This window comes from Shewanella sp. AC91-MNA-CIBAN-0169 (assembly GCF_040310165.1).
GTDB lineage: Bacteria > Pseudomonadota > Gammaproteobacteria > Enterobacterales > Shewanellaceae > Shewanella.
Genome location: NZ_JBEOPM010000008.1, coordinates 82,198 through 105,421 on the forward strand (window position 1 = coordinate 82,198; position 23,224 = coordinate 105,421).

Annotated in this window: 18 protein-coding genes; 11 read left to right on the forward strand and 7 right to left on the reverse strand. The window is 41.7% G+C overall.

Annotated elements, in window-relative coordinates; translation table 11 throughout:
• Positions 1-116: 116 nt before the first annotated feature.
• Positions 117-4,670, reverse strand: coding sequence for an ATP-binding protein (locus AAEY98_RS09205; RefSeq protein ID WP_162022261.1), 4,554 nt, complete (start codon positions 4,668-4,670; stop codon positions 117-119).
• 129 nt (positions 4,671-4,799) lie between these two features.
• Here AAEY98_RS09205 and AAEY98_RS09210 point away from each other — a divergent pair, with 129 nt between their 5' ends.
• Positions 4,800-5,711, forward strand: coding sequence for a LysR substrate-binding domain-containing protein (locus tag AAEY98_RS09210; RefSeq protein WP_351016466.1), 912 nt, complete (start codon positions 4,800-4,802; stop codon positions 5,709-5,711).
• 162 nt (positions 5,712-5,873) lie between these two features.
• Here AAEY98_RS09210 and AAEY98_RS09215 read toward each other — a convergent pair whose 3' ends face one another.
• The 6 genes from AAEY98_RS09215 to AAEY98_RS09240 all read right to left on the reverse strand — a co-directional run bounded on the left by AAEY98_RS09215 (position 5,874) and on the right by AAEY98_RS09240 (position 11,968).
• Positions 5,874-7,196: a transporter gene (locus tag AAEY98_RS09215; RefSeq protein WP_351016469.1), complete on the reverse strand. Its 1,323-nt coding sequence runs from the start codon at positions 7,194-7,196 to the stop codon at positions 5,874-5,876.
• Positions 7,197-7,225: 29 nt separating this feature from the next.
• Positions 7,226-7,939, reverse strand: a complete 714-nt coding sequence (locus AAEY98_RS09220; RefSeq protein ID WP_101086188.1) for a hypothetical protein — start codon at positions 7,937-7,939, stop codon at positions 7,226-7,228.
• Between the two features lie 10 nt (positions 7,940-7,949).
• Positions 7,950-8,654, reverse strand: coding sequence for a C39 family peptidase (locus AAEY98_RS09225; protein ID WP_351016472.1), 705 nt, complete (start codon positions 8,652-8,654; stop codon positions 7,950-7,952).
• A gap of 54 nt (positions 8,655-8,708) precedes the next feature.
• Positions 8,709-9,779, reverse strand: a complete 1,071-nt coding sequence (locus tag AAEY98_RS09230) for a FapB/FapC family functional amyloid domain-containing protein (RefSeq protein ID WP_101086189.1) — start codon at positions 9,777-9,779, stop codon at positions 8,709-8,711.
• A 25-nt stretch (positions 9,780-9,804) separates the two neighbouring features.
• On the reverse strand, positions 9,805-10,422 hold the full coding sequence (locus tag AAEY98_RS09235; RefSeq protein WP_101086190.1) for a FapB/FapC family functional amyloid domain-containing protein: 618 nt from the start codon (positions 10,420-10,422) through the stop codon (positions 9,805-9,807).
• 220 nt (positions 10,423-10,642) lie between these two features.
• Positions 10,643-11,968 carry a sigma-54 dependent transcriptional regulator gene (locus AAEY98_RS09240; RefSeq protein WP_335690596.1) on the reverse strand — a complete coding sequence of 442 codons (1,326 nt, stop codon included), beginning with the start codon at positions 11,966-11,968 and terminating at the stop codon, positions 10,643-10,645.
• A gap of 571 nt (positions 11,969-12,539) precedes the next feature.
• Between AAEY98_RS09240 and AAEY98_RS09245 the strand changes: the two genes are divergently transcribed.
• From AAEY98_RS09245 to AAEY98_RS09290, 10 genes are all read left to right on the forward strand, one after another.
• Entirely contained in the window at positions 12,540-13,721 is a 1,182-nt protein-coding gene (locus AAEY98_RS09245; protein WP_351016475.1) for a PA0049 C-terminal domain-containing protein, read from the forward strand.
• 82 nt (positions 13,722-13,803) lie between these two features.
• Positions 13,804-14,415, forward strand: coding sequence for a SprT family zinc-dependent metalloprotease (locus AAEY98_RS09250; RefSeq protein WP_351016477.1), 612 nt, complete (start codon positions 13,804-13,806; stop codon positions 14,413-14,415).
• A 157-nt stretch (positions 14,416-14,572) separates the two neighbouring features.
• Positions 14,573-15,274, forward strand: coding sequence for an endonuclease (locus tag AAEY98_RS09255; RefSeq protein WP_335690895.1), 702 nt, complete (start codon positions 14,573-14,575; stop codon positions 15,272-15,274).
• Positions 15,275-15,323: 49 nt separating this feature from the next.
• On the forward strand, positions 15,324-16,064 hold the full coding sequence (gene rsmE / locus AAEY98_RS09260; protein WP_101086195.1) for a 16S rRNA (uracil(1498)-N(3))-methyltransferase: 741 nt from the start codon (positions 15,324-15,326) through the stop codon (positions 16,062-16,064).
• Positions 16,065-16,102: 38 nt separating this feature from the next.
• Complete coding sequence (gene gshB / locus AAEY98_RS09265; protein WP_101086196.1) at positions 16,103-17,056, forward strand: glutathione synthase; 954 nt, start codon at positions 16,103-16,105, stop codon at positions 17,054-17,056.
• A gap of 101 nt (positions 17,057-17,157) precedes the next feature.
• Positions 17,158-18,432 (forward strand): alkaline phosphatase, encoded by a 1,275-nt coding sequence (locus AAEY98_RS09270; RefSeq protein WP_351016554.1) that lies wholly within the window; start codon positions 17,158-17,160, stop codon positions 18,430-18,432.
• Positions 18,433-18,534: 102 nt separating this feature from the next.
• Positions 18,535-19,581: a methyltransferase gene (locus AAEY98_RS09275; protein WP_162022254.1), complete on the forward strand. Its 1,047-nt coding sequence runs from the start codon at positions 18,535-18,537 to the stop codon at positions 19,579-19,581.
• A 177-nt stretch (positions 19,582-19,758) separates the two neighbouring features.
• Complete coding sequence (locus AAEY98_RS09280) at positions 19,759-21,426, forward strand: flagellar assembly protein A (RefSeq protein ID WP_351016479.1); 1,668 nt, start codon at positions 19,759-19,761, stop codon at positions 21,424-21,426.
• A gap of 43 nt (positions 21,427-21,469) precedes the next feature.
• Positions 21,470-21,832, forward strand: coding sequence for a DUF4144 domain-containing protein (locus AAEY98_RS09285; RefSeq protein ID WP_351016482.1), 363 nt, complete (start codon positions 21,470-21,472; stop codon positions 21,830-21,832).
• Between the two features lie 219 nt (positions 21,833-22,051).
• Positions 22,052-23,188, forward strand: a complete 1,137-nt coding sequence (locus AAEY98_RS09290) for a site-2 protease family protein (RefSeq protein ID WP_101086201.1) — start codon at positions 22,052-22,054, stop codon at positions 23,186-23,188.
• The last annotated feature ends 36 nt before the right edge of the window (positions 23,189-23,224 follow it).

Below are 23,224 nucleotides of genomic sequence, written 5' to 3' on the forward strand. Positions count from 1 at the left end.
ACAAATTAGTTGAACCAAAAGTGTATATACTCTTAAGTGTATTACAACATACGAAAGTATGACAAAAAAATACCCGCTAAATAGCGGGTATTTTATTCAACAATCAATCGTAGGTATTACGCTTCGATTGGCAAAATCACAAACAGTAAGTCGCCTTGTGAAACTTGCTGTCCATTGCTATTAAGAATACGTTCAATACGATACTTTTGGTCTTCAGGATATAACACACCTGTTTGACGATTAAAGCCCGCTAACGTTAGTTGAGAGAACATCTTCATTGCTTCCATCAATGCCAATGTTTGTTCAACCGTGACAATGTCACCTTCTTTAACAAAGTCTGCTTCACCTGGTGCTGGAGAGGTATAGAAAATACCTGCGCCCTGAGCCAGTACTTTCAACTCGTTGCTTTCGCCAACACGTAATGATTCAGTATCAACCTCAATCGCTTCTGCTGCCGCTTCCATTTCAGCAATCAGTGCTGGAATGTCTAACTCAGCCATTAAGCGTGGCAAGTAGTTTGTGTCATACACCCCTTCGTTGAAGGTTGGATCTTTAAGGATAAGCTTCAACAATGGAATGTTAGTCGCAATACCTTTAATCACTACGCTATCTAAGTAGGCATACATTTTAGACACAACGTCGGCACGGTCAGTACCTCGTATAATGATCTGTGCGATCAAGCTGTCATAGTATGGCGACACTTCCTTACCCGCTGCTGCAATCGAAATAATTTCTACATCGTCACGCTGAGGCAATACACATTCAGTGATTTTACCAGGATTAGGAATAAGCTGAAGAATACCGTGGCTATCAAGCGCCGCTTTTTCCGCAGTCACACGCACTTCCATGGCGTAACCTTGGTCTACTGGCTGTAGATTTTCAATTGAACGACCCGCAGCAATATCAAACTGCGCGCTAACAATATCAATACCCGATGTCGCTTCAGTCACCGGATGCTCTACTTGAAGACGTGTGTTCATCTCCATGAAGTACACTTCGTTAGCATCTAAGTTATAAATAAACTCAACGGTACCTGCGCCCATGTAATCGGTCGCTTCACCTAACGCACGAGTGTATTCCATCACGCGCTGCTTGAGCTCTTCAGGCAACATAGTCGAACCAGACTCTTCAATCACTTTCTGGTTATTACGTTGCACTGAACAGTCGCGAATACCCAATACTTTGGTATTACCAAATTTATCACGCAGTAACTGCACTTCAATATGACGCAATGATGTAACGTATTTTTCTAAATACAAATCGCCATTACCAAACGCAGCGGCGGCTTCTGTCGCAGTTTTCTGGAAGAAACCAATCATGTCCTCAGGGCGTTTAACAACCTGAATACCTTTACCACCACCACCTTGGACCGCTTTTAACAGCACAGGATAACCAATTTCAGACGCTACGTTCACGGCTTGTTCTGCGTTTGTCAAAATACCATGACTACCAGGAACAACCGGCACATTTTGCTTTTGAGAAGTATGGATAGCATTAGATTTGTTACCCATAGTGGTCATTGAATGCACGCTAGGACCAACAAAGTTGACCCCATTGTTAACACATAATGCCGCAAACTGTGGGCTTTCTGACAAGAAACCAATACCTGGGTGCAACGCATCAACGTTTTCATACTCAGCGACTTTCAATACTGAGTAAGCATTGAGGTAACTTTCATCTGAAGTATTACCACCAATACACACAAGCTTATCAGTATCTTTCAGCATATCTGCTGGAACAGATGTCATGTCTGGGTCTGAGGCCACCAACACCACATTAATGTTGTTGTCGTGTGCTTTACGAATCAGTTTAACTGCCGTACAACCACGAGCATGCACTAGTACTTTATGGATAGGCTTCATCAATGCACGAGGATCGTCTTGTACAATAACGTCTTCTAGCTCAATCACTTCAGGCACTAAAGTCGACAACGCTTTGCTGATCACTTCTTCAATCTTAATTGTCGGTAATGGCATTAGTGGATCAATACCCGACAACTGAGTGTCTAAGGTGTCGCTAAATGGATTATGAACTAACCCCGTCATTGCCCCTGGCACTTTAGATAAATAGTTCGACAATGTTGCTGTAGATGGTAAGTACGCAGGCACTACCATTTGACCAGCAAACGGCATGTTGGTACCAGAAAGATAGTAAGTCTGCACTAAAGGATGGGTTACAAAACTGGCTTGAGCACCACCAGTACAGTCACCAAAACCAAACATCAATACAGGTAATTCGTTATCACGAATAAAGCGCGTAATACGGTCGTTCACGACCGCCATTGAAAACAATGCCGCTGCACCTTCTTTAGTTTGCATACCACCAGAGCTGATAAAACAAATGACCGGTAATTTACGCTTAGCACATTCAATTAATAGCGAACTGAATTTTTCAGCACTGGCCATATCAAATGCACCCGCTTGGAATGCCGTATTTGAAATGGCAACACCAACACGTAACTTACTGCCATTATTATTAAAGTCAGCCAGACCGGTAATTAAACCACAAGGGCGGATCTTTTTATCAATAGCATCTTCAATCGATAAACGGAAACCAGGGAAGTTAAGCATGTTAGCTGACATTTTGTCGGCATCAATTTCATCAAACTTAGTAAAGAACTGTTTGATAATATTTTCCCAGCCCATCTTGCCTTGTTTTTTCTCTTCGCGAAGAATTTTTTGGATCAGTAAGTCTTGGTAACCCATGGTTAAACGGTTCCAAAAATCCTTACGACGACCAATACGTACAGGGTTAATTGTCCCAGTGTATTTATCGTGTTCATCTTCACTATCAAAGTACTCTGGTAATAGACGCTCGAAGAAATAAGTTAAGATTACAAACAGCGAATCGTTTAATTGCGGGAAACCGACACTCTTCCATTGCTCTACACGAGTAAGCAATTCAGCGCGATTCGATTGATCCATAAAGTATTTAAGCCACTTATAGAACTTGCTCTTGTCGTTAGCTTTGTCGCTTGTCGATAATGCGTTATCAATCGATTTGTGGAGTAATTTATCCACTGATTCACGAGATAAACTTTTTGACATCATGGCTTCTTTCGAAATTGACGCCAAGCTGCCTACGACATTGTCATATAGCGCATTGAAGATAAGCACGTTATGACACTGCCAAATAAAGTCTGCTCGTAATTCGTCGTTAACCACAATATCCAACACAGTAAGCTGACTAAGTTCAGGCCATGGAGCTTGCGTTGTAGATTTAGGCAGTGACTCTAAATGCTTAATTAAGCCATTGAAATTGTTAGCGGCGTTACTTTTCCAGCGATGATATAACGACCAACCAATGTTAAATAACAATGCTTTACGTGCTTTTTTATAGTTCTCTTTTGGTTCACCCAAAATAAAACGTGTAATCACGTTACGTTCGGCAGAAATGTCTTTACGTTTAGCGCTGAATGTACCCCAAAGTTTATTCAGTTCTTCATCGTAAACAAGCTTATCTGGGTTGGTTAACCACGCCTGGAACACGCGTTCCTGTTCTTGCTTAATGCGCGCTAACAAATCACCTTCTGGCACGCTCACTTTTGATAAGCGACCATACTGTTCTTGTGAGATTGAATGAATACGGCTACGCAAGGTCAAATAACGCAAATAACGATATGCACTACCAAAAATATTGTGGTACATCGTTGGGTTATTGGCGACCGATAAGCGGGTATTATTTTCAAGTGTGAGCAGATTAGCCGACGGCGCTAAATAACGCTGTAAACTGCGATCATAATGCTCTTTTAAATCGGTAGATTCGCGCACAAAGTTCATTGCAGCACGTTCAACGGCTTCAATAGAACTGATAATCGCACGACGGAAATTATGCTGACGCTCATCTTTATCTGATGGAGTAAAATCGATAATGCCGTCAATACACCCAGCGGTATATAACTCTTCTGGTGACACGCCTACCGATTTAGCACATTCCTGCCATGACAAGTTGTACTTACGCGCAATGCTCTGCAAACCTTGTGGTTGAATGGTGTTAAAAATACCATCTCGTACAGATAGTAAAATGTTCGCTGCAGCTAATGGAATTGCACCACCTGAATAGCCTGCACCAATCACAATACCGACAGTCGGTACATCAACATTAGCACTTTCAGCAATCGCTTTAGAAATGGTATGCGCTTGATTTTGGCTATTGGCAATTTCGCCAGCATCTGCACCAGGAGTATCAATTAAATATACTATTGGCATCGACAATTCTGCGAAGTGACGGATCGCCTTACATGCTGCAAGATGGTGTTCTGGCATCCATGCACCGTTTGCGGTCGTGCGCTCTTGCGCAATAAAACCGATACGGCGAGTACGAGTACCAAAGTTAAGTTCCACTTCAGCACGGTAAAACGGTCCGATATGACTTTCGGCAATAATCTTGCCTTTTAAGTCAGCGATCATACGCTTCGCGCCTGGGCGGTTTTTATCCAAAGTCGGTTGAATAACTTTATTGACATAACCGTCAACGTCTAAAGATGCCAAACTCTTCAAGTTTGATTGAATGGAATCTTCTGTTAATAATCCTTTCACTTCTTCAGATAAACTCTGCTTGTTATGAGCAGGAAATAATGAAAAGTCTTTAGCCAAGTGTTCAGCTTGTAAGAAAAGTGGGTCAGCCGATAGTGCTTGAGTCTTGTTAGCGGGCTGCTTTTTGCTGGTCATCCTTAGATCCTCTGCTTATATAGCCTCTGAAAAATTTTTTTAGCCCGTAAATATAACTTTGTTAATGGGTAAATTACCATATAAACTAGCTTGGACGCTTTGTTCCATAATTGAGACAGTGAGGTTTGAATGCCCGATTTGAACGGTATGATGCTGTTTGCAGCCGTTGTTAGAGCAAAAGGATTCTCTCAAGCAGCACGAGAGATCGGACAACCTAAATCAACAATTAGTCGTAAAGTTGCTCAATTAGAAGAACAACTCGGGGTACGATTACTGCAACGAGACACCCGAAATTTAAGTCTGACTCAAGTAGGCGCATTATTTTTTCAACATTGTGATTCTATTAGTCATGAAATTGAAGCGGCCAAAGCCACCATAGAAAACACCCATAATGATATTTCTGGTGCGTTACGTATCGCCATTCCGGTATCATTTTCACAAGATGTTATCGGCCATTTATGTTCTAGTTTTATGCGCCTTTATCCCAATATAGAACTCGATATTCAATTTACCGATAACGATGTCGGGCTTGTGGGTGAAGGTTACGATATCGCAATTAAGTATGGTCCACTACAGTCATCAGATCTTGTCGCCAGGTTATTATTTGAACGCCAGCCTATTTTGGTTGCAAGCCCTGGTTACATTAAAAAATTCAGCAGCCCTGCAACACCACAAGAATTAACTCAGCATAACGGCATTTTACTCGGCACTACACTGTCGGCACCCATTTGGGCATTAGGTAAAGGTAACCGTAAAATAATGGCGACCTTTAAACGTAAAGTGCGAGTTAATAGCGCCAGTATGGTGAAACGTTTAGCGTTGGATGATTATGGTATTGCCATGCTTTCTAATACTAGTTGCAAGCAAGAACTTGCAACCGGAAGCTTGGTGCCCATTTTACAAGAATGGCCAATGGAACTGTTTAAAGTGTATGGGGTGTATTCAAGTCGCCGTCAACTAGCCAGTAATATAAGTGCTTTTTTAGACTTTTTCACCAAACGATATACCAGCCAAGAATCACTGAATTCGATGATGAGTTAAACTATACACCGGCAAACGGGTCACCATCGGGTCTTTGTTATGCATATGGTCTCGCATCAATCCCAGAATCATTAGCTCAAATAATAACCTCAAATGGCCTAAATAAGCCGTTTGAGGTTATCTCGATTGAGAAACATATAACGCGAAGCTTTCTGAACAGCGCTAAAATCGATAAGGGAATCGCAAACTAATTTGGTAGTCTGGTGAATCTTCTGTCAGTCCAGCACCCATTGATGTCACCATAGACAGATTGGGCGATAAGGCTAACGTAGCACCAATGCCTAAGCTTGCAGTGTTGGTGTCAGTACGAGGGATTTTCTCCCACTCTCCACCTTCTGGTCTTTGTTTGGTCTTACTGTAAAATCGCTGATTAAAGCTCATACTCAAACTCATTCGTTCGGAAACCGCAAAGGCCAATCCCACGCTGTAATCCAGATAATTGCCTAAATCAATTTCACCGGGGCTTAACCCTGGTGCGCCAGATAAGTCATCAAAGCTTTCTTTAAAACTAGCACCGTAATTTAAATTAAAAAACACAATCGCAGGATCAAACGTTTTTGCTAAGCTAAACCCTGTCGATACCCCCCAAACACCTGAACCCGTTGCCATTTCTGTAGGATAGGTTAAATTGCCGGTATCAGATGTTTCAAGCAAAATCCCAAAAGGATCTTTTCCCGTTGGCGCGCGAACTCTGAAGTTCCATACCCAATCGGGCCAATCTACAGATTCAGTATTAATGCGGTAATAAACTGCACCACTGACATCCCCTATTTGACCACCACTAATTTTAGCCGTTTCATATCGTTGACTAGAGTTGCCTTCCCCCACAGAGTCATACTGAGTCCAACGATATAGATACGGCAAACCGAGCTCAAACTGCCAGTTTTCATTTAATGTATAGCGGGTAGTGAGATCCAATCGTGTTGTATTAGTGCGAATACGATCTAGGTTTAAGTTACCCAAAAAAATAGCATCAAGTGCTAAAAAGCCTCTAAGAATGAGATCTTTACGGCTGTAGTAACTATAGGTAAATGAGGGTTCTACGGTAAATTTCCGAGAGAAGACATTATGTGCTTCTTGTAATACATCATCAGTACTTCTTGCTCTGTCTGGCGCTTTTTTTCGTTCTGTTGTGTTGCTGGTGATTGCGCCTTGCTGGCTTGATTGAACATCTTGTCGCTCGGCTGACGATGTTGCAGATGATGGAGTTGATGGTTGCTTAGTCGTTGAGGCGAGATCTTTCGTGCTGGCTTGTCTGTTTAATGCCTCTTGCTTGAGCACCTGTTGAGCCATCTGATTAATGGTCTGTTGCTGTAATTTAATTTGTTGATTCAACTGAATCAGTTTCTGTTTAAGTACTGCGATATCTTGTTCAGATAAGGTTGTTTCTAAGGCTGGTTGAGGATCAGTATCTGCAGCATACGCAGGTACTGCCAATATTCCAGGCAGGATCACTGCGACAGCTGAGGTCCATTTCTTATTCATAAATACATCCTTGGCTTGTACAAAATGAATTAAAATCCTAGTGCGGTTAAATCGCTGATTTGCCTACCAAGTATATTTGACTCAATTGGTCCAACAGGCATACCGTCATACCTTAGTGTAGACTGGTTTATCACTCCATGACTGAGTCCATCAATAAAAATGCTTTGAACTAACTGACCATTGCCATTTTGATAACTAATACCTTGACTGGCTCTGCCTGAGGCCAGTTCGACCTGATAGCCAACTGTATTACCGTTAGCCGAAAACGTGGTGTTGCCATTATTACTCACAAGCGTTGTGCCGACGGCAACATTAATCCCTTGCAGTAGCGGGGTTAATCGCCCTTGAGCCATATCTAATTCATTGACGGCTAAGTTTTTACTCCCAGCGATTTGAATTCGTTGTTGTAATCCTGCTGTTTGACCCAAAGCATCTAACTGAAACCCATTGTTACTACTAATGGCATTGGGATCGCTGATAGTAATATTCACTGAGGGCTGATTGTCGACTTGAGAAAACTCAATTTGCATTCCAACTTGTTGCTGGACACCATTATCTTGAATAAACTGCGTTTGCATCTGCAAGCCAAAGTAATAATCTTGGCCATTATTAGTGTATTTACCTTTCATTGATTCCAATTCAAAGTCTGTCAGCACTTGGCTATGTTGGAATACCGTCAATGAAGGCGAGCTGGCCATCACAGGTGCTGCAATCGTCAGTAATAGCATCATGCTTAGTTTCATAACTTCCTCCTTAAAGCATATCTGAATAAGAAAAACCAAACTCAAGTAACTCAGCATCCGTCATAGGTGAGAGCGGATCGAGTGCCTTAAACGTTAGTTTTGCTCTTGGATGTAGTAATGGATTATCACGTCGATACTCTTGCCCAATAACCACAAATACAACCCCATTCCACTTTTGAGTAAACTCATCCATTGTCATGATCCTATTACCTAATGCGGGATCGCCTAAATAGACTTCTCCGCGATCATGACGACGAAAAACCACAAAGTGGCTATAGCCACCATCATTAAGTAATACAATGGCAGGTATCTTGAGCAACAACATTTCAGCTTCACCGACTTTATATCCCCGCCCCCTTAATCCTTGAGATTGCAGATACCGTTTCATATTAAGCAGTGAAAATCCTTGCTCTTGTACCAATGTCAGATCGGCATGCTCTAACATGCCAATTAACACTTCCTGCTCATTTATATCTTGACGGTCATAGGCATATTTCAACAAGCTAGCTAGACTAGCGGCACCGCATGAAAAGTCGGTTTTTTGCTCTATAACATGCTCAAATTTTCGCTCACGTATACTCTGAATAGATTTAGAATAGGTTCCCATACCCGGCACGACACCCGTTAATGGGACATCCGCTGCGTAACTGTAATAAGTGAGACTAAAGCTAGACATGATCAGCAGTGCAATCATTAAATTAGTTATGTCGCGCATAAGATGAATCAGGGGGTTACCCCCCTGCCTTATTCATAACGTATCATGAGGTCTTTACTCGCCAGAAATGATCTCTGCAGGACCCGTAATGCTTGTTAAAGCAAGGTTATTTGACTGAAGATTACCCGTACCACTGGCCAAGTTAACCCCAATGTTACCCGATGCATTCTGGAAGGCTGTTCCAGCTAATAATGAAGAGTTATTAGACTTCTGAAGCACAGTTTGAACAAAGAAAGGTAATTGACCACTCACGGTACCATTAAGCGCTAAATCACCTTCTTCATCAAAGGTCATCACTTCAGCACCAGATGGATTTTCTGTATCAAAATCAACATGACCCACTACAGTTCCTGTTCCTGAATTATGTTCTCCGTCACCTTCTAAAATAATTTCTGGATAATAGGCATCATTTAAAGCGGACGTACCTTCATAGGTTCCTCCGGCATCAAGAACAAGATCCACATCGACATATTCCACGCTATCCTGAACAACCCCTATATTCATCGTGCCGTTATGCCCAGTACTTTGCACATTAGACACACTGGCTTCACCTAAACGACCATTGTATGAAGACGCGGCCATATTATTAGCCTGAATATTGTTGTTACCTGCAGCAACATTGACACCAATATTACCTGAGGCATTCATGAACGACGCACCATTGATGGTTGATGTATTAGTTGAGGCTTCGTTCCACACACCATTAAAACCACCCATTTGAGTACTGAAGATTTCAGCATCACCAGAGCCAAAAGCAAAACCGGCATCAATAGAAGCTAATGCAGCGGAGTTACTTTGCGCATTAAAATCACCTGCCGCTTGGTTAACACCAATATTACCGCTTGAGTTTTCAAACGCATTACCAGATATTTTAGCGTCATTATCGTGATAATAATTTTCAACTAAATTTGCGCTAGTTTCCTGTACATTTTCAACTACAGCCATGCCTAAACCATTAGCCGTGATAGTGCCTTCAATGGTCACTTTACCTTTATATTTAAGCTCTTTAGATACATCTATTTTTTTATCTAATTCAACACTACTGTCTGAATCTGTCATTCCATTTGCATATGCAGAACTACTCATTATTGCTGCAATACTTAGCACTAGAGTGAGTTTTTTCATCTTCCATTCCTCCGATCGATGATTATTAATTCCCGCTTGGTAACTGCAACGAGAACTGGTTAATGGCAACATTATTGTCACCAGAAATTTGATTAATCTGCATCACGCCCTGCGCATCCAAAAAACTGTCTGGAGCGATGTCGGCCTGATAGTGTGATAATTGATAAGATGACGGTGCCAATTGGCTCGACACTTGAGTTAAGGCTTCATCATTCAACCCTTGCCCTATGATGGTTTCTAGGGTCGAGTCCATGGCAATGCTGCCTATGTTAGCTTGTATGTTTTGCTCACCGCTGACTTGATTAATACTGGCTAAGCCTTGAAATTGAGCAAAGGCTTGGCTGTCTATTACTGCAGTAAGTTGCTTATTAAATTCTGATAATGATGTTGGTTGCGGTAATTGGTTGTAATTAATCGTTTGGATAGATGTGCGTTGGCCTAATGCATGGCTGTTAGACTGAATATTAAAATCGCCAGCAGCTTGGTTGATACTTGCCCGACCTGCGCCTTGCATCACATGTGAACCAATCACCGTTGAATCATCAGCGTATGAATGAGCAACCAGCAATAGCGCACTGAGCTGTATTGCTCGCTTCAATGATAATTGCAACAATTTGCAATGTACCTGGCTAATGATTTCCATAAGATGTTCCTTCCATATTTGATAAAAGGATATAGCAACCCTTATGCCAAATATGAAAGTTATTAAATTTCATATAGATAGCGTTTTTTAGATCAAGAGGAATTCTTAAAGTTAAGAATAAAAATAGCTAGGTTATTGATATAAAGCTTAATTCTATTTTTAGGTACAATCTTAATATTAAGACTGAATAAGCAACTAAATAGTGTCTCAATTAAACCAATTACATCAGCGGTAAACGATGTTTGTCCATGAGTCGATAAAAGGTTGCCCTTGAAATATCTAAATAACTTGCAGCAAGCTCAACTTGACCGTCTGCAATCAGAATAGCCTGTTGTAAGGCTTGTTTTTCAGCATTGTCTTTTAAGGTTTTAAGCGATAGCGCAATGTGGCGTTTTTTATCGATATTAGCTAACTCTAGGTTTTGTGCACTTATCTGCGGCGTGTCGCACAATACCACCGCTCGGCGAACACGATTAATTAACTCGCGGACATTTCCTGGCCATGGGTAGTTTAATAGTGCATGGCAAGCTGATTGCGATAATGGCTTTGTCACAAGTCCATATTCATTCGAATACACCCGAATAAATCGATTGGCTAAGCCGATAATATCATCACGCCTTTCTTTTAACCTTGGGGTAATAATAGTTATGCCATTCAAACGGTAATAAAGGTCTAACCTAAAACGGCCTTGATCAATGGCGCTTTCCAAATCAACATGAGTCGCCGCTAAAATACGCACGTCAGCCGATTGCGGTATGCCGCCGCCCACTGAGTCGTACAACCCCTCCTGTAAAAAACGCAATAAATTGACTTGCAACTCAGCGGGTAAATCACCAATTTCATCTAAAAATAATGTACCACCGTCAGCCAATGCAATTTTGCCTTTCCTGTTACTTGTTGCTCCCGTAAAGGCACCTTTTTCATGACCAAATAAGTCCGATTGAATTAAGCCAGCAGCCATAGCACCACAGTTAACCGTAATAAAAGGTCCATCTTTCCTAGAAGATAATTGATGTAGTTTGGTCGCCACTAATTCTTTACCAGTGCCAGATTCACCTCGAATGAGCACCGGAATATCTGTCGGTGCAACTCGCTCAACTTGACGAAATAACTGTTGCATGACGTCCGATGGATACACCGATGGATCGGTTTCTTTGCCAGCTAATTCAGGCTGTGGAACATGATGCTGTTGCTTTAATTTAGATAAACCAATGCCATGACCCAAGCATTTCGCTAATCTTTCAGGATCAATAGGGCTAGTACAAAAATCCCAAGCATATTGCGCAATAAAAGTTGTGATCGCTGCAATGTCGAGTTGTGATTTATTGATGAGTACAATGATATGGACCCTAGGGTCTAACTCTCTGACCAGATAATTGATTTCATTTATGATATTTTCTTTTCGAAGATCGATTAAACACAGGGCACAATTGATGGGAATTTTATTTTGATCATACTTATCAATGTAGTGAAGCTGAAAGTCTAATCGAGAAAGTACTTCATTTAGCTCATTACACTGAAAACCTGCCATTAGTAATGGTTCCATGTTGATATCCTTTCGATACAGTGAGCACCAAAGTGCTAACACAAGGTTAGCCTGTGCATCTTATCTATAGATATAACCGGATAATATTACTGAAATATAAACCCTGATCATTGGCTAATCGTTTATATCTTCGGTAATTTAATACATCAATAATGTAGTCACTCATAGCTAGTATCATTATTTGATTCAATATTAATACATAGTCAGAACCACACTTGGTACATTTTTAATCATCTTTTTATCGACTTATCACCCCAGATTAACCGTAACGATGACTAACTTTAGTGTATCTGTTATCTCAGCTACATCTTTCTTATGATCTTAGTATGGTATAGAAGCGCTAATAGTATATAAAAAGCTGCAATTAAATCGCCATATCTGCAACATTTAACGACCTCCAAAGAGGTTAACTTCAATCCATAATTTAAAAACGATTTACTGACACGAGTCTTAAAGTCCTATTAAACCCTCTAAACAACTGTGTTATAACTATAACGTAGGCCGCCTCACGGGCAGTAAAGTCGTTAAATGCAACCCAAAGATAGACATCTAGGGTCCTAAAGGAACCATCATGATTAAACACAGTGCTTTTATAATGTTAAGTACATTGGCATTAACCTTATCTACTGCAGTTAATGCTGGGCCGCTCTCAAAAGATGTTGAAGAGATGCGTGTATCAAAAGCGGGGCAAACTATGCCTAATGTGGTTAATCGTTATCAAGCGATCAGTGATACTTTAGAGGTCAAGTTAGCCCAATCAGCTGATGAGTTAGCCGTTACCGAAATGGCAGCGCATCAAGGGCATAGGTTATGGCAGCAAGCTGTACGAGATGTACAATCGGGACACAGTGATGATCGCTCCTTGTACTGGAGTCGTTTAAGCATGCGTAACGTCCTAAAGCAAGAAAAAGCTGGATTCAATATGGTCGATTGGCAACGTGATATTTTAGTCAAAGCAGTTGAGAAGTCCTCTCGCGGCTTTAGCGATATTTCGTTTTCTCCCGATACACAAATTAATATTTTAGTGACCGGTTTTGACCCCTTTTTCCTTGATAGAAATATTGGCCAAAGCAATCCATCAGGTTTAGCTGCATTAGCACTCGATGGTTATCGTTTTGAGGTTAATGGTAAAAAAGCCCAGATCGAAACCGTAATGATTCCAGTAAGGTTTAGCGATTTCGACAATGGTATTATCGAATCGTTACTCACGCCGTTTTATCGTGAAGACAGTGTCGACATGGTGTTTACCATTAGTATGGGTCGTGAAAACTTCGACATTGAACGCTTTCCTGGACGTAATCGCAGCGCAGAAGCTCCAGACAATTTAAATGTATTAACGGGTGCCAGTCAGCGCAATCCTAAAGCGCCATTATTTAACGGTGGAACCTCTGCCGATGGCAAATTAAATGGCCCTGAGTTTGTCCAATTCTCTTTGCCCGTTGAAGCAATGGCGGCAGTGAAAGGGCATTGGAGTGTTAATGACAATAATCAAATTAGCACCTTATCTCGGGGACAATTTAAGGCATCATCACTGGCTGAACTACAAAAAGAAATTTCTGTAGAAGGCTCTGGTGGCGGCTATTTATCCAATGAAATTTCCTATCGCAGTATTTTACTTCGAGATCAATTTAACTTGAATTTACCGGTAGGACACATTCATACTCCACGTATTAAAGGTTACGACTCGCAAGTAGAGTCAGACATTGTCGAGCAAATACGCGCCATGATAGCTGCAGCGGCGAGCACACTGTAATGTCTACCAACTAACTTAACAGGCCGATACTTTACTTGCCTGAACCTTTCATTAATCATTCAGGCAAGTGAAGCAATTCAACATGTTTAAAAGTATTTTTAATCTCACTCAGCGCGCACACCAAGTATTAACGCAAGATATCCACGAAAAGGAGTCTTCGTTATCAGTGGGCTCTCTAACCCACCCATCGCTGAACACTTCCGTTAGTGATCCTTTACAACAGCAGATCTTGGCCAAAGTCGAAACGGACTACCTATTAGCCGAACAACATTTTAAACGTCAATTCCCACGCCCTAGTGTGCATTTTAGCTTACGTGGAAAAAGCGCCGGCACAGCACATTTACAAACCAATAAATTACGCTTTAACCCGGTGTTACTGGCTGAAAATCCGGATATTTTTATTAACGAAGTGGTACCACATGAAATTAGCCATTTAGTCTGTTTCCATCTCTTTGGTAAAGTAAGACCTCATGGTAAAGAATGGCAGAGCGTAATGCTGACGACATTTAATATTACTCCCAAGACCACTCACCAACTCAATACTCAGTCTGTCAGTGGCCAACAATTCGAATATTTTTGTGGCTGTGGCAGTATCAACTTAACCATAAGACGTCACAACAGAATTGTCCGTGGCCAAACTCAATATCGCTGTCGCCGATGCCAACAAACATTAACCCCTTTTAACCCTAAATAACCTTTGCTCGGAATAATAAACGGTATCAATTGCGTCATCGCATCTGATGGCTTAACATCAGCCAAAATGACAGGCTAAGCCTGCGCTGTAATGATGTTTTTGTTAATTTTAGGGTTTAATTTTGCGCTTATCATCCACACACTCTTGGTTATTTTGGGTGTCGCTTCTGTGCGGCATTTTTTCATCCACACTTATCGCTGCAGAACATCCAAGTAGTTTTGGTAAAGCGAAAAAAGTGGCTAAAAAGATTTACCAACAACACCTCCCCCTCAGTACTTTTTATTGCGGCTGCGACATCGCCATAGCAGGCAAATTATGGCAAGCAGATCATGCTAGCTGTGGCTATCAGGTTAGAAAACAAATTATTAGAGCCAACCGTATCGAATGGGAGCATGTGGTTCCCGCTTGGGAATTTGGTCATCAACTGCAATGTTGGCAAGACGGCGGCCGTAAAAATTGTGGTAAAAACAACAAGCAATTCAAAAAAATGGAAGCCGATTTACATAATCTCGTTCCTGCTGTTGGTGAGGTCAATGGCGATCGCAGCAACTTTAGGTTTAGTGATTGGGGTGGAAAAGCGAATCAATACGGACAATGTGAAATGATTGTCGACTTTAAAGGCCGCAAAGCACAACCGCCTAAACGAGCAAGAGGTCCTATCGCTCGCACTTACCTCTATATGCAACAAACCTATGGTCTACAAATTAGCAGTAGCCAACAAAAACTGTTTAATGCATGGGACAAAATGCAGCCAGTGACGGCAACTGAGTGCAAGCGTGATACCTTAATCGCTGCTAACCAAGGTAATCATAATGATTTTGTATTCAAACAATGCCAAAATAACGGCTTAGTTCGTTAATTGACGATTAAGCTCCCCTTGAACAATTGGTTAAATAAGGTCAACACTGATGAGAGTCCCACGCATTTTTCAGCCCCTAGACAATTTACAACAAGGGCAAACTCTTCAATTAGATGAGGATGGTGTCGCCCACATTGGCCGAGTATTGCGCATGGGAATGGGTGATCGCATCAGCTTGTTTAACGGTGACGGCAATGATTACTTAACTGAAATTATTGAAACCAGTAAGAAATCGATTGCTGTCACGGTCTTAAGTTGTGAGGCTAACAACAGTGAATCGCCGTTAGACTTACATTTAGGCCAGGTGATTTCACGCGGAGACCGGATGGAGTTTACGGTTCAGAAGTCAGTAGAGTTGGGTGTAACAACCATTACTCCGTTATTTTCTGATCGTTGTGGTGTCAAACTGAGTGGTGAGCGCTTAGACAAAAAACTGCAACAATGGCAAAAAATTGTTATCAGTGCCTGTGAACAATCTGGCCGCAGTATTGTTCCGGTTGTTCGTCCTGCAATGACATTGGCACAATGGTGTGAAGAATCCACCGAAGCCTTAAAACTGAATTTGCACCCGAGAGCCTCACACGGTATTAATGGTTTGCAGTTATCCGGTCAACACCACAAAGTAAGATTATTAATTGGCCCAGAAGGCGGTTTATCTGACGAAGAAATTGCCATGACCGAAACCCAACATTTTACCGACATTTTATTGGGGCCAAGGGTACTTAGAACTGAAACAGCGTCATTAACTGCCATTACCGCATTACAAGTTAAATTTGGCGATATTGGGTAAACCGATATCTTCCCTGCACATTATTAAAGGATACACACATGATTAAGCTCGGTATTGTTATGGACCCGATTAGCGACATAAACATCAAAAAAGATTCGAGCTTTGCGATGTTATTGGACGCACAAGCACGCGGCTACCAATTGTTTTATATGGAAATGCATGACCTTGCAATGGTCAACGGTAAAGCCATGGCCACGATGCGTGAATTGTCGGTTAAGCAAGATGCTGATCAATGGTTTACCTTAGGCGAGTCAGTTGATACTCCCTTAGCCGAACTTGATGTGATCTTAATGCGTAAAGATCCACCATTTGATACCGAATTCATCTACGCGACTTATATGCTCGAACGTGCGGAAGAAGAAGGCGTATTGATTGTTAACAAGCCACAAAGCTTACGTGATGCCAATGAAAAACTGTTTACGGCATGGTTTTCTGAATTTACCCCAGACACTATTGTTACCCGCGATGCTAAACGCATCAGAGCATTCCACCAGCTAAAACAAGACATCATTTTAAAACCGCTAGATGGTATGGGCGGTACGTCTATTTTTAGAGTGAAAAAAGATGACCCTAACGTTGGCGTGATTATCGAAACATTAACCAGTTATGGTCAACAATACGCGATGGCGCAAGCCTTTATTCCAGAAATCACTCAAGGTGATAAGCGTATTTTAGTGGTGGACGGTGAACCGGTACCTTATGCATTAGCCCGTATCCCGATGAAAGGTGAAACCCGTGGCAACTTAGCTGCTGGCGGTAGTGGTGTAGCCCAACCATTATCGGAAAGTGATTGGAAAATTGCTCGTGCTATTGGTCCAGAATTGAAAAAGCGTGGCCTTATTTTTGTCGGTTTAGACGTTATTGGCGATAAGTTAACTGAAATCAATGTGACTAGTCCAACCTGCATTAAAGAAATTGAAGCAGCGTTCGACGTTAATATTACCGGCATGCTTATGGATGCCATCGAAGCCCGTATTAGTCAGCAAAAATAGGATTAATCATGCATTTTTTATCTACCTACCAACGGATAATCGGTAGATTATTATTGGTATCTAGCTTGATCGTAACGGGTGCAATGGCTGATGAAGTCGTTATGTCACCTGTAGTCGCTAATACAGCAAGCAATAATGTGCCAACCGTCGGTCCATCAAGACCCAAAAATATTATCATTATGATTGGTGATGGTATGGGACCGGCTTACACCACAGCTTATCGTTACTATAAAGATAATCCTGAAACGGAAGAGATTGAACAAACGGTTTTTGATCGCTTACTCGTTGGTATGGCAAGCACTTACCCAGCTTCTATCAGTGGCTATGTCACCGACTCTGCCGCATCTGCCACTGCATTATCAACTGGAGTTAAAAGTTATAATGGTGCTATTGCCGTTGATACCGAAAAACGCCCACTCACAACCTTAATGGAAAAAGCCAAAGCATTAGGCTTATCTACTGGCGTAGCGGTTACCTCCCAAGTAAACCATGCTACACCGGCAGCATTTTTGGCTCATAACGAAAGCCGTAGTAATTACATAGACATTGCAGAAGCTTATTTAGCTTCTGATGCTGATGTGATTCTTGGTGGTGGCCAGCAATATTTCACCCCAACATTACTTAAGCAGTTTAGCGCGAAAGGCTACCAACACATCACTGAATTCTCTGAGCTAGAATCAGTGACTACGCCAAAAGTATTGGGGCTGTTTGCTGATGTACAATTGCCTTGGGTGATTAATGATAAACAAGCGCATAAACTCAGCCATATGACCCAAAAGGCATTAGATTTACTATCACAAAATGAACAAGGTTTTGTGTTATTGGTAGAAGGCAGCTTAATTGACTGGGCAGGTCACAGTAACGATATTGCTACCGCGATGGGTGAAATGGATGAATTTGCATCCGCTATCGAAGTGGTTGAACAATTTGTTCGCCAAAGTAAAGACACCCTTATGGTTGTGACAGCAGATCATAATACCGGTGGATTATCAGTTGGTGCACATGACAAATACGAATGGCACCCTGAAGTACTGCATAAGGTTCAAGCCAGCCCTGATGTTATTGCTACCCGTGCCATTGCCGAAGATAACTGGCAACCTTTAACGGCGACGCTACTTGGTTTTACACCAAATGAAGCGCAATACAGTCAATTACAAAGCGCACGCATGCAAGGTAATGAGCCATTATCAATCGCACTGCGTAAACTCATTGATATTGAATCGAATACCGGTTGGACAAGTGGCGGTCATACCGCGATGGATGTTCAAGTCTTTGCAGAAGGCCCAGGTGCGAGATTATTTAGCGGTCATCAAGACAATATTGATATTGCGATTAAGATGTTTAGCTTACTACCGCAATCGGTGCAAACACCTTAATCACTGACTGACGACTATGTCTAACACAATCCCCGTTATCGAAGTGGGGGTTGTGTTAATATCAGCGTGTTTATCTTATCACTAGCATTATGAGCAACCGACGTGTTAACAAATCCTTCTCAAGCGTTAATTAGAAACAGCAAATACTTTCAGCAACACAATGTGTTAGTGCTCAATTATGAAGCTGATACCTTTGCACATCAATGTCTTGAGTTTGCCGATAATGTCACCGCCCTAGCGCTAGACTTTAATCATCACCTCACATTATCCTCTTGCGCTAATGAAAAATTACAATGCTATTTTGGCCATCAACTGCCTGAGTCATTAGCTGATGCAAAATTTGATAGCGTCATTATTTACTTTCCAAAAGCTAAACCCTTAATGGGCTATTTACTGCAACTGGCTGCACAACATTTAAATATCGATGGCCAATTGATGATTGTGGGTGAAAATAAAGGTGGAGTTAAATCAATTGATAAACTCACACCTGATTATTACTCAACCCCGATCAAGCAAGATAATGCCCGCCATTGTCTAGTGTATGTCAGTTATTTAACCCAAGCAGCACCAACGCTATCCATAAGCGATTGGGTAAGCCAATATTCACTAGAAACCCCACAGGGAACACTGCAAATTTGTAATACTGTCGGTGTTTTCAGCGAGAAACGTCTCGATCAGGGTACCGAATTACTGCTGTCACATTTACCGGATAACTTACGCGGCAGAGTACTCGATTTTGGTTGTGGTGCAGGGGTCATTACAGCTGCATTGCTAAAAGCCAATCCAGAGTTAACCATTGAGTGCATTGATATCAATGCAATGGCGTTACTCTCATGTGAATTAACCCTAGCAGCCAATAGTATGCAGGCAAAGGTCTATCCTTCAGATGGGTTTAATCAAATCTCAGGCAAGTTCGATGGTATTATCTCCAACCCGCCATTTCATGATGGGTTAACCAGCACGACTGATATTGCCACGCAATTTGTCCAACAAAGTGCTATTAGGCTGACATCACAAGGTGTATGGCAGATTGTCGCTAATCGCCATTTGCCTTATTCAGAGACGATAGCGACGCATTTTGGCAAAGTGAATGTGGTAGCGGAAAACAATAAGTATAAATTGTATTTCCATCAACACTCATACCAATAATACTCCGCACCTGAAACCGCTTCACTTATAAGCGACAAAGCAAGCTTACTGCTGGAAATGCAGATTAATATCAGCTAAATTGGCTTAAAGGCAAAATAACGCACATTTTGTAATTCATTTCGTTGGTATTCTATTTGCCTGTTATGACCTGATATAAAAATAAAAACAAAGGATGTTATGTTAGAGCCCTCAATCGTCGCACTAAGTGCTGATAAAAATAAAGTGGAATTACGTATAATTCCCAATACTCACGGCCCAGTGTCAGCAGAGGATATTAACGCCTTACTCACACAGGCGGCTTTTGCTATGCTGTTTCCTATTGCCCCTGCAATTGCTAAAGCGGTAGCGGAAGTTAATGCTCTATGCGGTCAAAACTCCGGAACTCACGAGCTCTTTTTTGCCATTGCCGAACGTAAAGACGGTATCGTTAATATCAGTGTCAGTGACGATAAAATGCAAGCCAGTATGAAAATCACTTCAGCTTGGGGCGGCAAAGATATTACCCTGCCAGATGTACTTAATACCCTTAAAACTCAAAAAATTAAAATGGGATTGAGTAAACCTAAAATCATGGCATTAATGCAGCGTTTGTCGATATTGCCACCAGGAGAAACCTGTGAAGGCGTCATAGCTTGCGGTAAAGCAGCCGTTAACGGCGACAATGCGATATTAACCCGAAAAGTCGCCTTAGCTCGTGAGCGCTTATTACAACCACAAGAACGCGAAGACGGCTCGGTCGACATGCGTAATTTAGGCGCACTAATTACCGTTAAGCCCAATGATTTACTGATGGTTAAAAACCCTTCAACCATCGGCACCCCTGGTTTTAATGTTCACGGCGATATACTGCAACAAATTCCTGGTAAAGATAAACCAATGGAACCAGGCACAGGCACCAGCTTACACCCTAAAGATCAACATAAACTCATCGCCACAGTGTCTGGTCAGCCAGTTGAAAATCGCAGCGGTATGCAAGTTGACGATATGCTGCAAATTAAAGATGTAGACGTTCGCTATGGCCACGTTAATTTTAAAGGCAGTGTTTTAATCACTGGCGATGTGCACGAAGGTATGGAAGTAAAAGCTAGCGGTGACGTAACGGTAATGGGCTTTGTTGAGTCCGCGTCTATTGAAGCTCATGGTGATGTCATTGTCAGTAAAGGTGTTATTGGCCGTTTAATTAAAGAGCACGATCTCAGCACTAAAATAAAAGCTACCGGACAAATTTGTGCCCAGTTTGTGCAGTATTCCCATTTAGAGGCCCTAGGCAATATTCTAGTCACCAAGCAGTTACTTCACAGTCACTCAACCTCAGGTGACACTATTACCGTCAGTGATGCCCAAGCAAGACGAGGTGACTTAATCGGCGGCATTGCTACTGCAGCAAAAGGCATTAGAGCCATTGCATTTGGTGCTACCGCCGGCACTAAAACGGAATTGTTTTGTGCCATGCATCATGGTGAATTAAAGCAAGAACTTAAAGAGTTAGATGACAGTATTAAAGGCATGGTTGTTGCGGGCTTAGAAATAGAAGCAAGATTACGTAAATTACCGCCCAAAACGGAATGGCAAAGCGATGCCGGCATGATTGAGCAAGTCAAAATGATGCTCGAGCAAAAAAATCAAATGGCAGAAGAACGTATGAAAGAAGAACTAGAATACACTCAACATCTTAACGAAGTTGAAGGCTACTATAATAATTACGTCATCAAAGCTGAAAAACACATTTTCACCAACGTCGAAATTCATATAGGTGCGGCATTCAATCGCAGCCAACGTGAACATGGGCCGTGTATTGTAAAAAACGTCAATCAAGAAGTATCATTCGATTACAGTAATCGATAACAATCAGTTGGTAAGACAATAAAAAGTGGACAAACAGATAACTATGCAACAGATACATTGGCCGGCCATACTCCAGTTTGATCAAGATGATGAGCTAATGTATCTGGTTAACTATCAAGATTGGTTGGGCTTTATTTGCGCCAACCAATTTACCGTCCACGCTGAAGATAAACTCATCGACAATGCCGGCCATGTGTATAGCATCCAGAAAAATCCGCCACAGGATCCCAGCGTGGCTGAACTGCCTGTACTGGTTAAGCTAAGTCAGGATATGAGCGTGTTACAGTTACTGCCACTGGTACGCCAGTATGGTCAGTTTCAAGGACATTGCTGCAGTGCAAAAATTGTCTTTACCACCATAGAGCAAGGTATTGCGACCGTGGCTGAATTAGAACATCTGTATTAACAACGTATTCAGACTGAAGATTAACAGCACATAACACCTCCTTTTTAGCATTACTAACCTTCAATTTACCAACAACAGACTCATGTTACTTACCTTAATCACTCAATCATAAATCTAAGCTAATGATTAACGAATATAATGGTAAAACCCATTGAGCAACACACACAGCTCTGGCAAAATGCCTCTATGCTCACTGTCCATAAACCCTGAGAATCCTTAATGGAATTACTAAATATTGAATGTCTAGGTAAACGTCTGCGACTAGAAGGCTCGATTGCGGGCTGGCAGCAACTTTATTGGGACAATCAACTGGTATCACAAAAGTCTGCAAGCGCTAGCGACCAAGCCTTTCATATTCATTCATTTGAACTGACCACTCAAACGTCGGTACCGACTGAAACAAATATCAACCACGACGAACCCGTTAAACCCAATATTGGTTCACTACCGGTACGATTAGAAATCGATGTTAACTGGCAACCGTTTCAACTGGATTATTGTTTATTAATAGATGATGAATCCATAACCCAAGGTCAACGAACCGTTGAAGATATTGAGCGTCAAACACCTGAAATTGCAGCAGTAAAAAACCAAAAGCTCAGTGTTGTTGGACTGGCATCATTAGGTTTTAAGCTACTAAAAAGTGCCAAGGTGGTTAAAGTCCTTTTTGCGGGAGCCAGTGTTGCGGCCTATTCATGGTTATTTTCATTTGAATTTGCCTTAGCCCTCATAGGCTGCTTAGTGTTTCATGAATATGGCCATATTCGAGCGATGAAACATTTCGGCATGAAAACCAAAGGGATCTATTTAATCCCTTTTGTGGGCGGCTTAGCGCTAAGTGATGAACGTATCAACACCCGCTGGCAAGATGTGTATATTTCGATTATGGGCCCCACTTTTGGACTCATTTTATCGATTATCTCACTTGGACTTTATTGGCTAACAGGCAACATATTCTTTGCCGGATTAGCAACATTCAATGCGCTGCTAAATTTGTTTAATTTACTGCCCATTTTACCTCTCGATGGCGGTCATATTTTAAAAAGCATCAGCTTTTCAATGAATAGTGTTGTCGGTCTAGTGGCTTGTATTGCTGGTGCCGCTATCGGTGTGTTCATTAGCTATAGCTTAGGGCTCGCCTTGCTGGGCTTTTTGTTACTGATCGGCAGTGTAGAAATTGTATTTGAATGGCGCGGTCGCCATCAAAGTCATTTATTGCCGTTAGATCGTTACGGGCAAATTTTCTCTACCGTATGGTATTTACTCACGGTAGCAAGTTTAGTGGGCATTATTTGGTATTTTGCTGCTTCTGGTAACGAAATGTTAGCGATTCCGCTACAGATTTTAGGCAGTTAATTGCAATTTACGCATCGACAAAAACGCCTGCAATTG

Excerpts from the sequence above, each read along its gene's own strand:
- AAEY98_RS09205 (WP_162022261.1), bottom strand. The coding sequence starts at position 4,670 with ATGACCAGCAAAAAGCAGCCCGCTAACAAGACTCAAGCACTATCGGCT.
- AAEY98_RS09210 (WP_351016466.1), top strand. The coding sequence starts at position 4,800 with ATGCCCGATTTGAACGGTATGATGCTGTTTGCAGCCGTTGTTAGAGCA.
- AAEY98_RS09215 (WP_351016469.1), bottom strand. The coding sequence starts at position 7,196 with ATGAATAAGAAATGGACCTCAGCTGTCGCAGTGATCCTGCCTGGAATA.
- AAEY98_RS09220 (WP_101086188.1), bottom strand. The coding sequence starts at position 7,939 with ATGAAACTAAGCATGATGCTATTACTGACGATTGCAGCACCTGTGATG.
- AAEY98_RS09225 (WP_351016472.1), bottom strand. The coding sequence starts at position 8,654 with ATGCGCGACATAACTAATTTAATGATTGCACTGCTGATCATGTCTAGC.
- AAEY98_RS09230 (WP_101086189.1), bottom strand. The coding sequence starts at position 9,779 with ATGAAAAAACTCACTCTAGTGCTAAGTATTGCAGCAATAATGAGTAGT.
- AAEY98_RS09235 (WP_101086190.1), bottom strand. The coding sequence starts at position 10,422 with ATGGAAATCATTAGCCAGGTACATTGCAAATTGTTGCAATTATCATTG.
- AAEY98_RS09240 (WP_335690596.1), bottom strand. The coding sequence starts at position 11,968 with ATGGAACCATTACTAATGGCAGGTTTTCAGTGTAATGAGCTAAATGAA.
- AAEY98_RS09245 (WP_351016475.1), top strand. The coding sequence starts at position 12,540 with ATGATTAAACACAGTGCTTTTATAATGTTAAGTACATTGGCATTAACC.
- AAEY98_RS09250 (WP_351016477.1), top strand. The coding sequence starts at position 13,804 with ATGTTTAAAAGTATTTTTAATCTCACTCAGCGCGCACACCAAGTATTA.
- rsmE (WP_101086195.1), top strand. The coding sequence starts at position 15,324 with ATGAGAGTCCCACGCATTTTTCAGCCCCTAGACAATTTACAACAAGGG.
- gshB (WP_101086196.1), top strand. The coding sequence starts at position 16,103 with ATGATTAAGCTCGGTATTGTTATGGACCCGATTAGCGACATAAACATC.
- AAEY98_RS09270 (WP_351016554.1), top strand. The coding sequence starts at position 17,158 with ATGTCACCTGTAGTCGCTAATACAGCAAGCAATAATGTGCCAACCGTC.
- AAEY98_RS09280 (WP_351016479.1), top strand. The coding sequence starts at position 19,759 with ATGTTAGAGCCCTCAATCGTCGCACTAAGTGCTGATAAAAATAAAGTG.
- AAEY98_RS09285 (WP_351016482.1), top strand. The coding sequence starts at position 21,470 with ATGCAACAGATACATTGGCCGGCCATACTCCAGTTTGATCAAGATGAT.
- AAEY98_RS09290 (WP_101086201.1), top strand. The coding sequence starts at position 22,052 with ATGGAATTACTAAATATTGAATGTCTAGGTAAACGTCTGCGACTAGAA.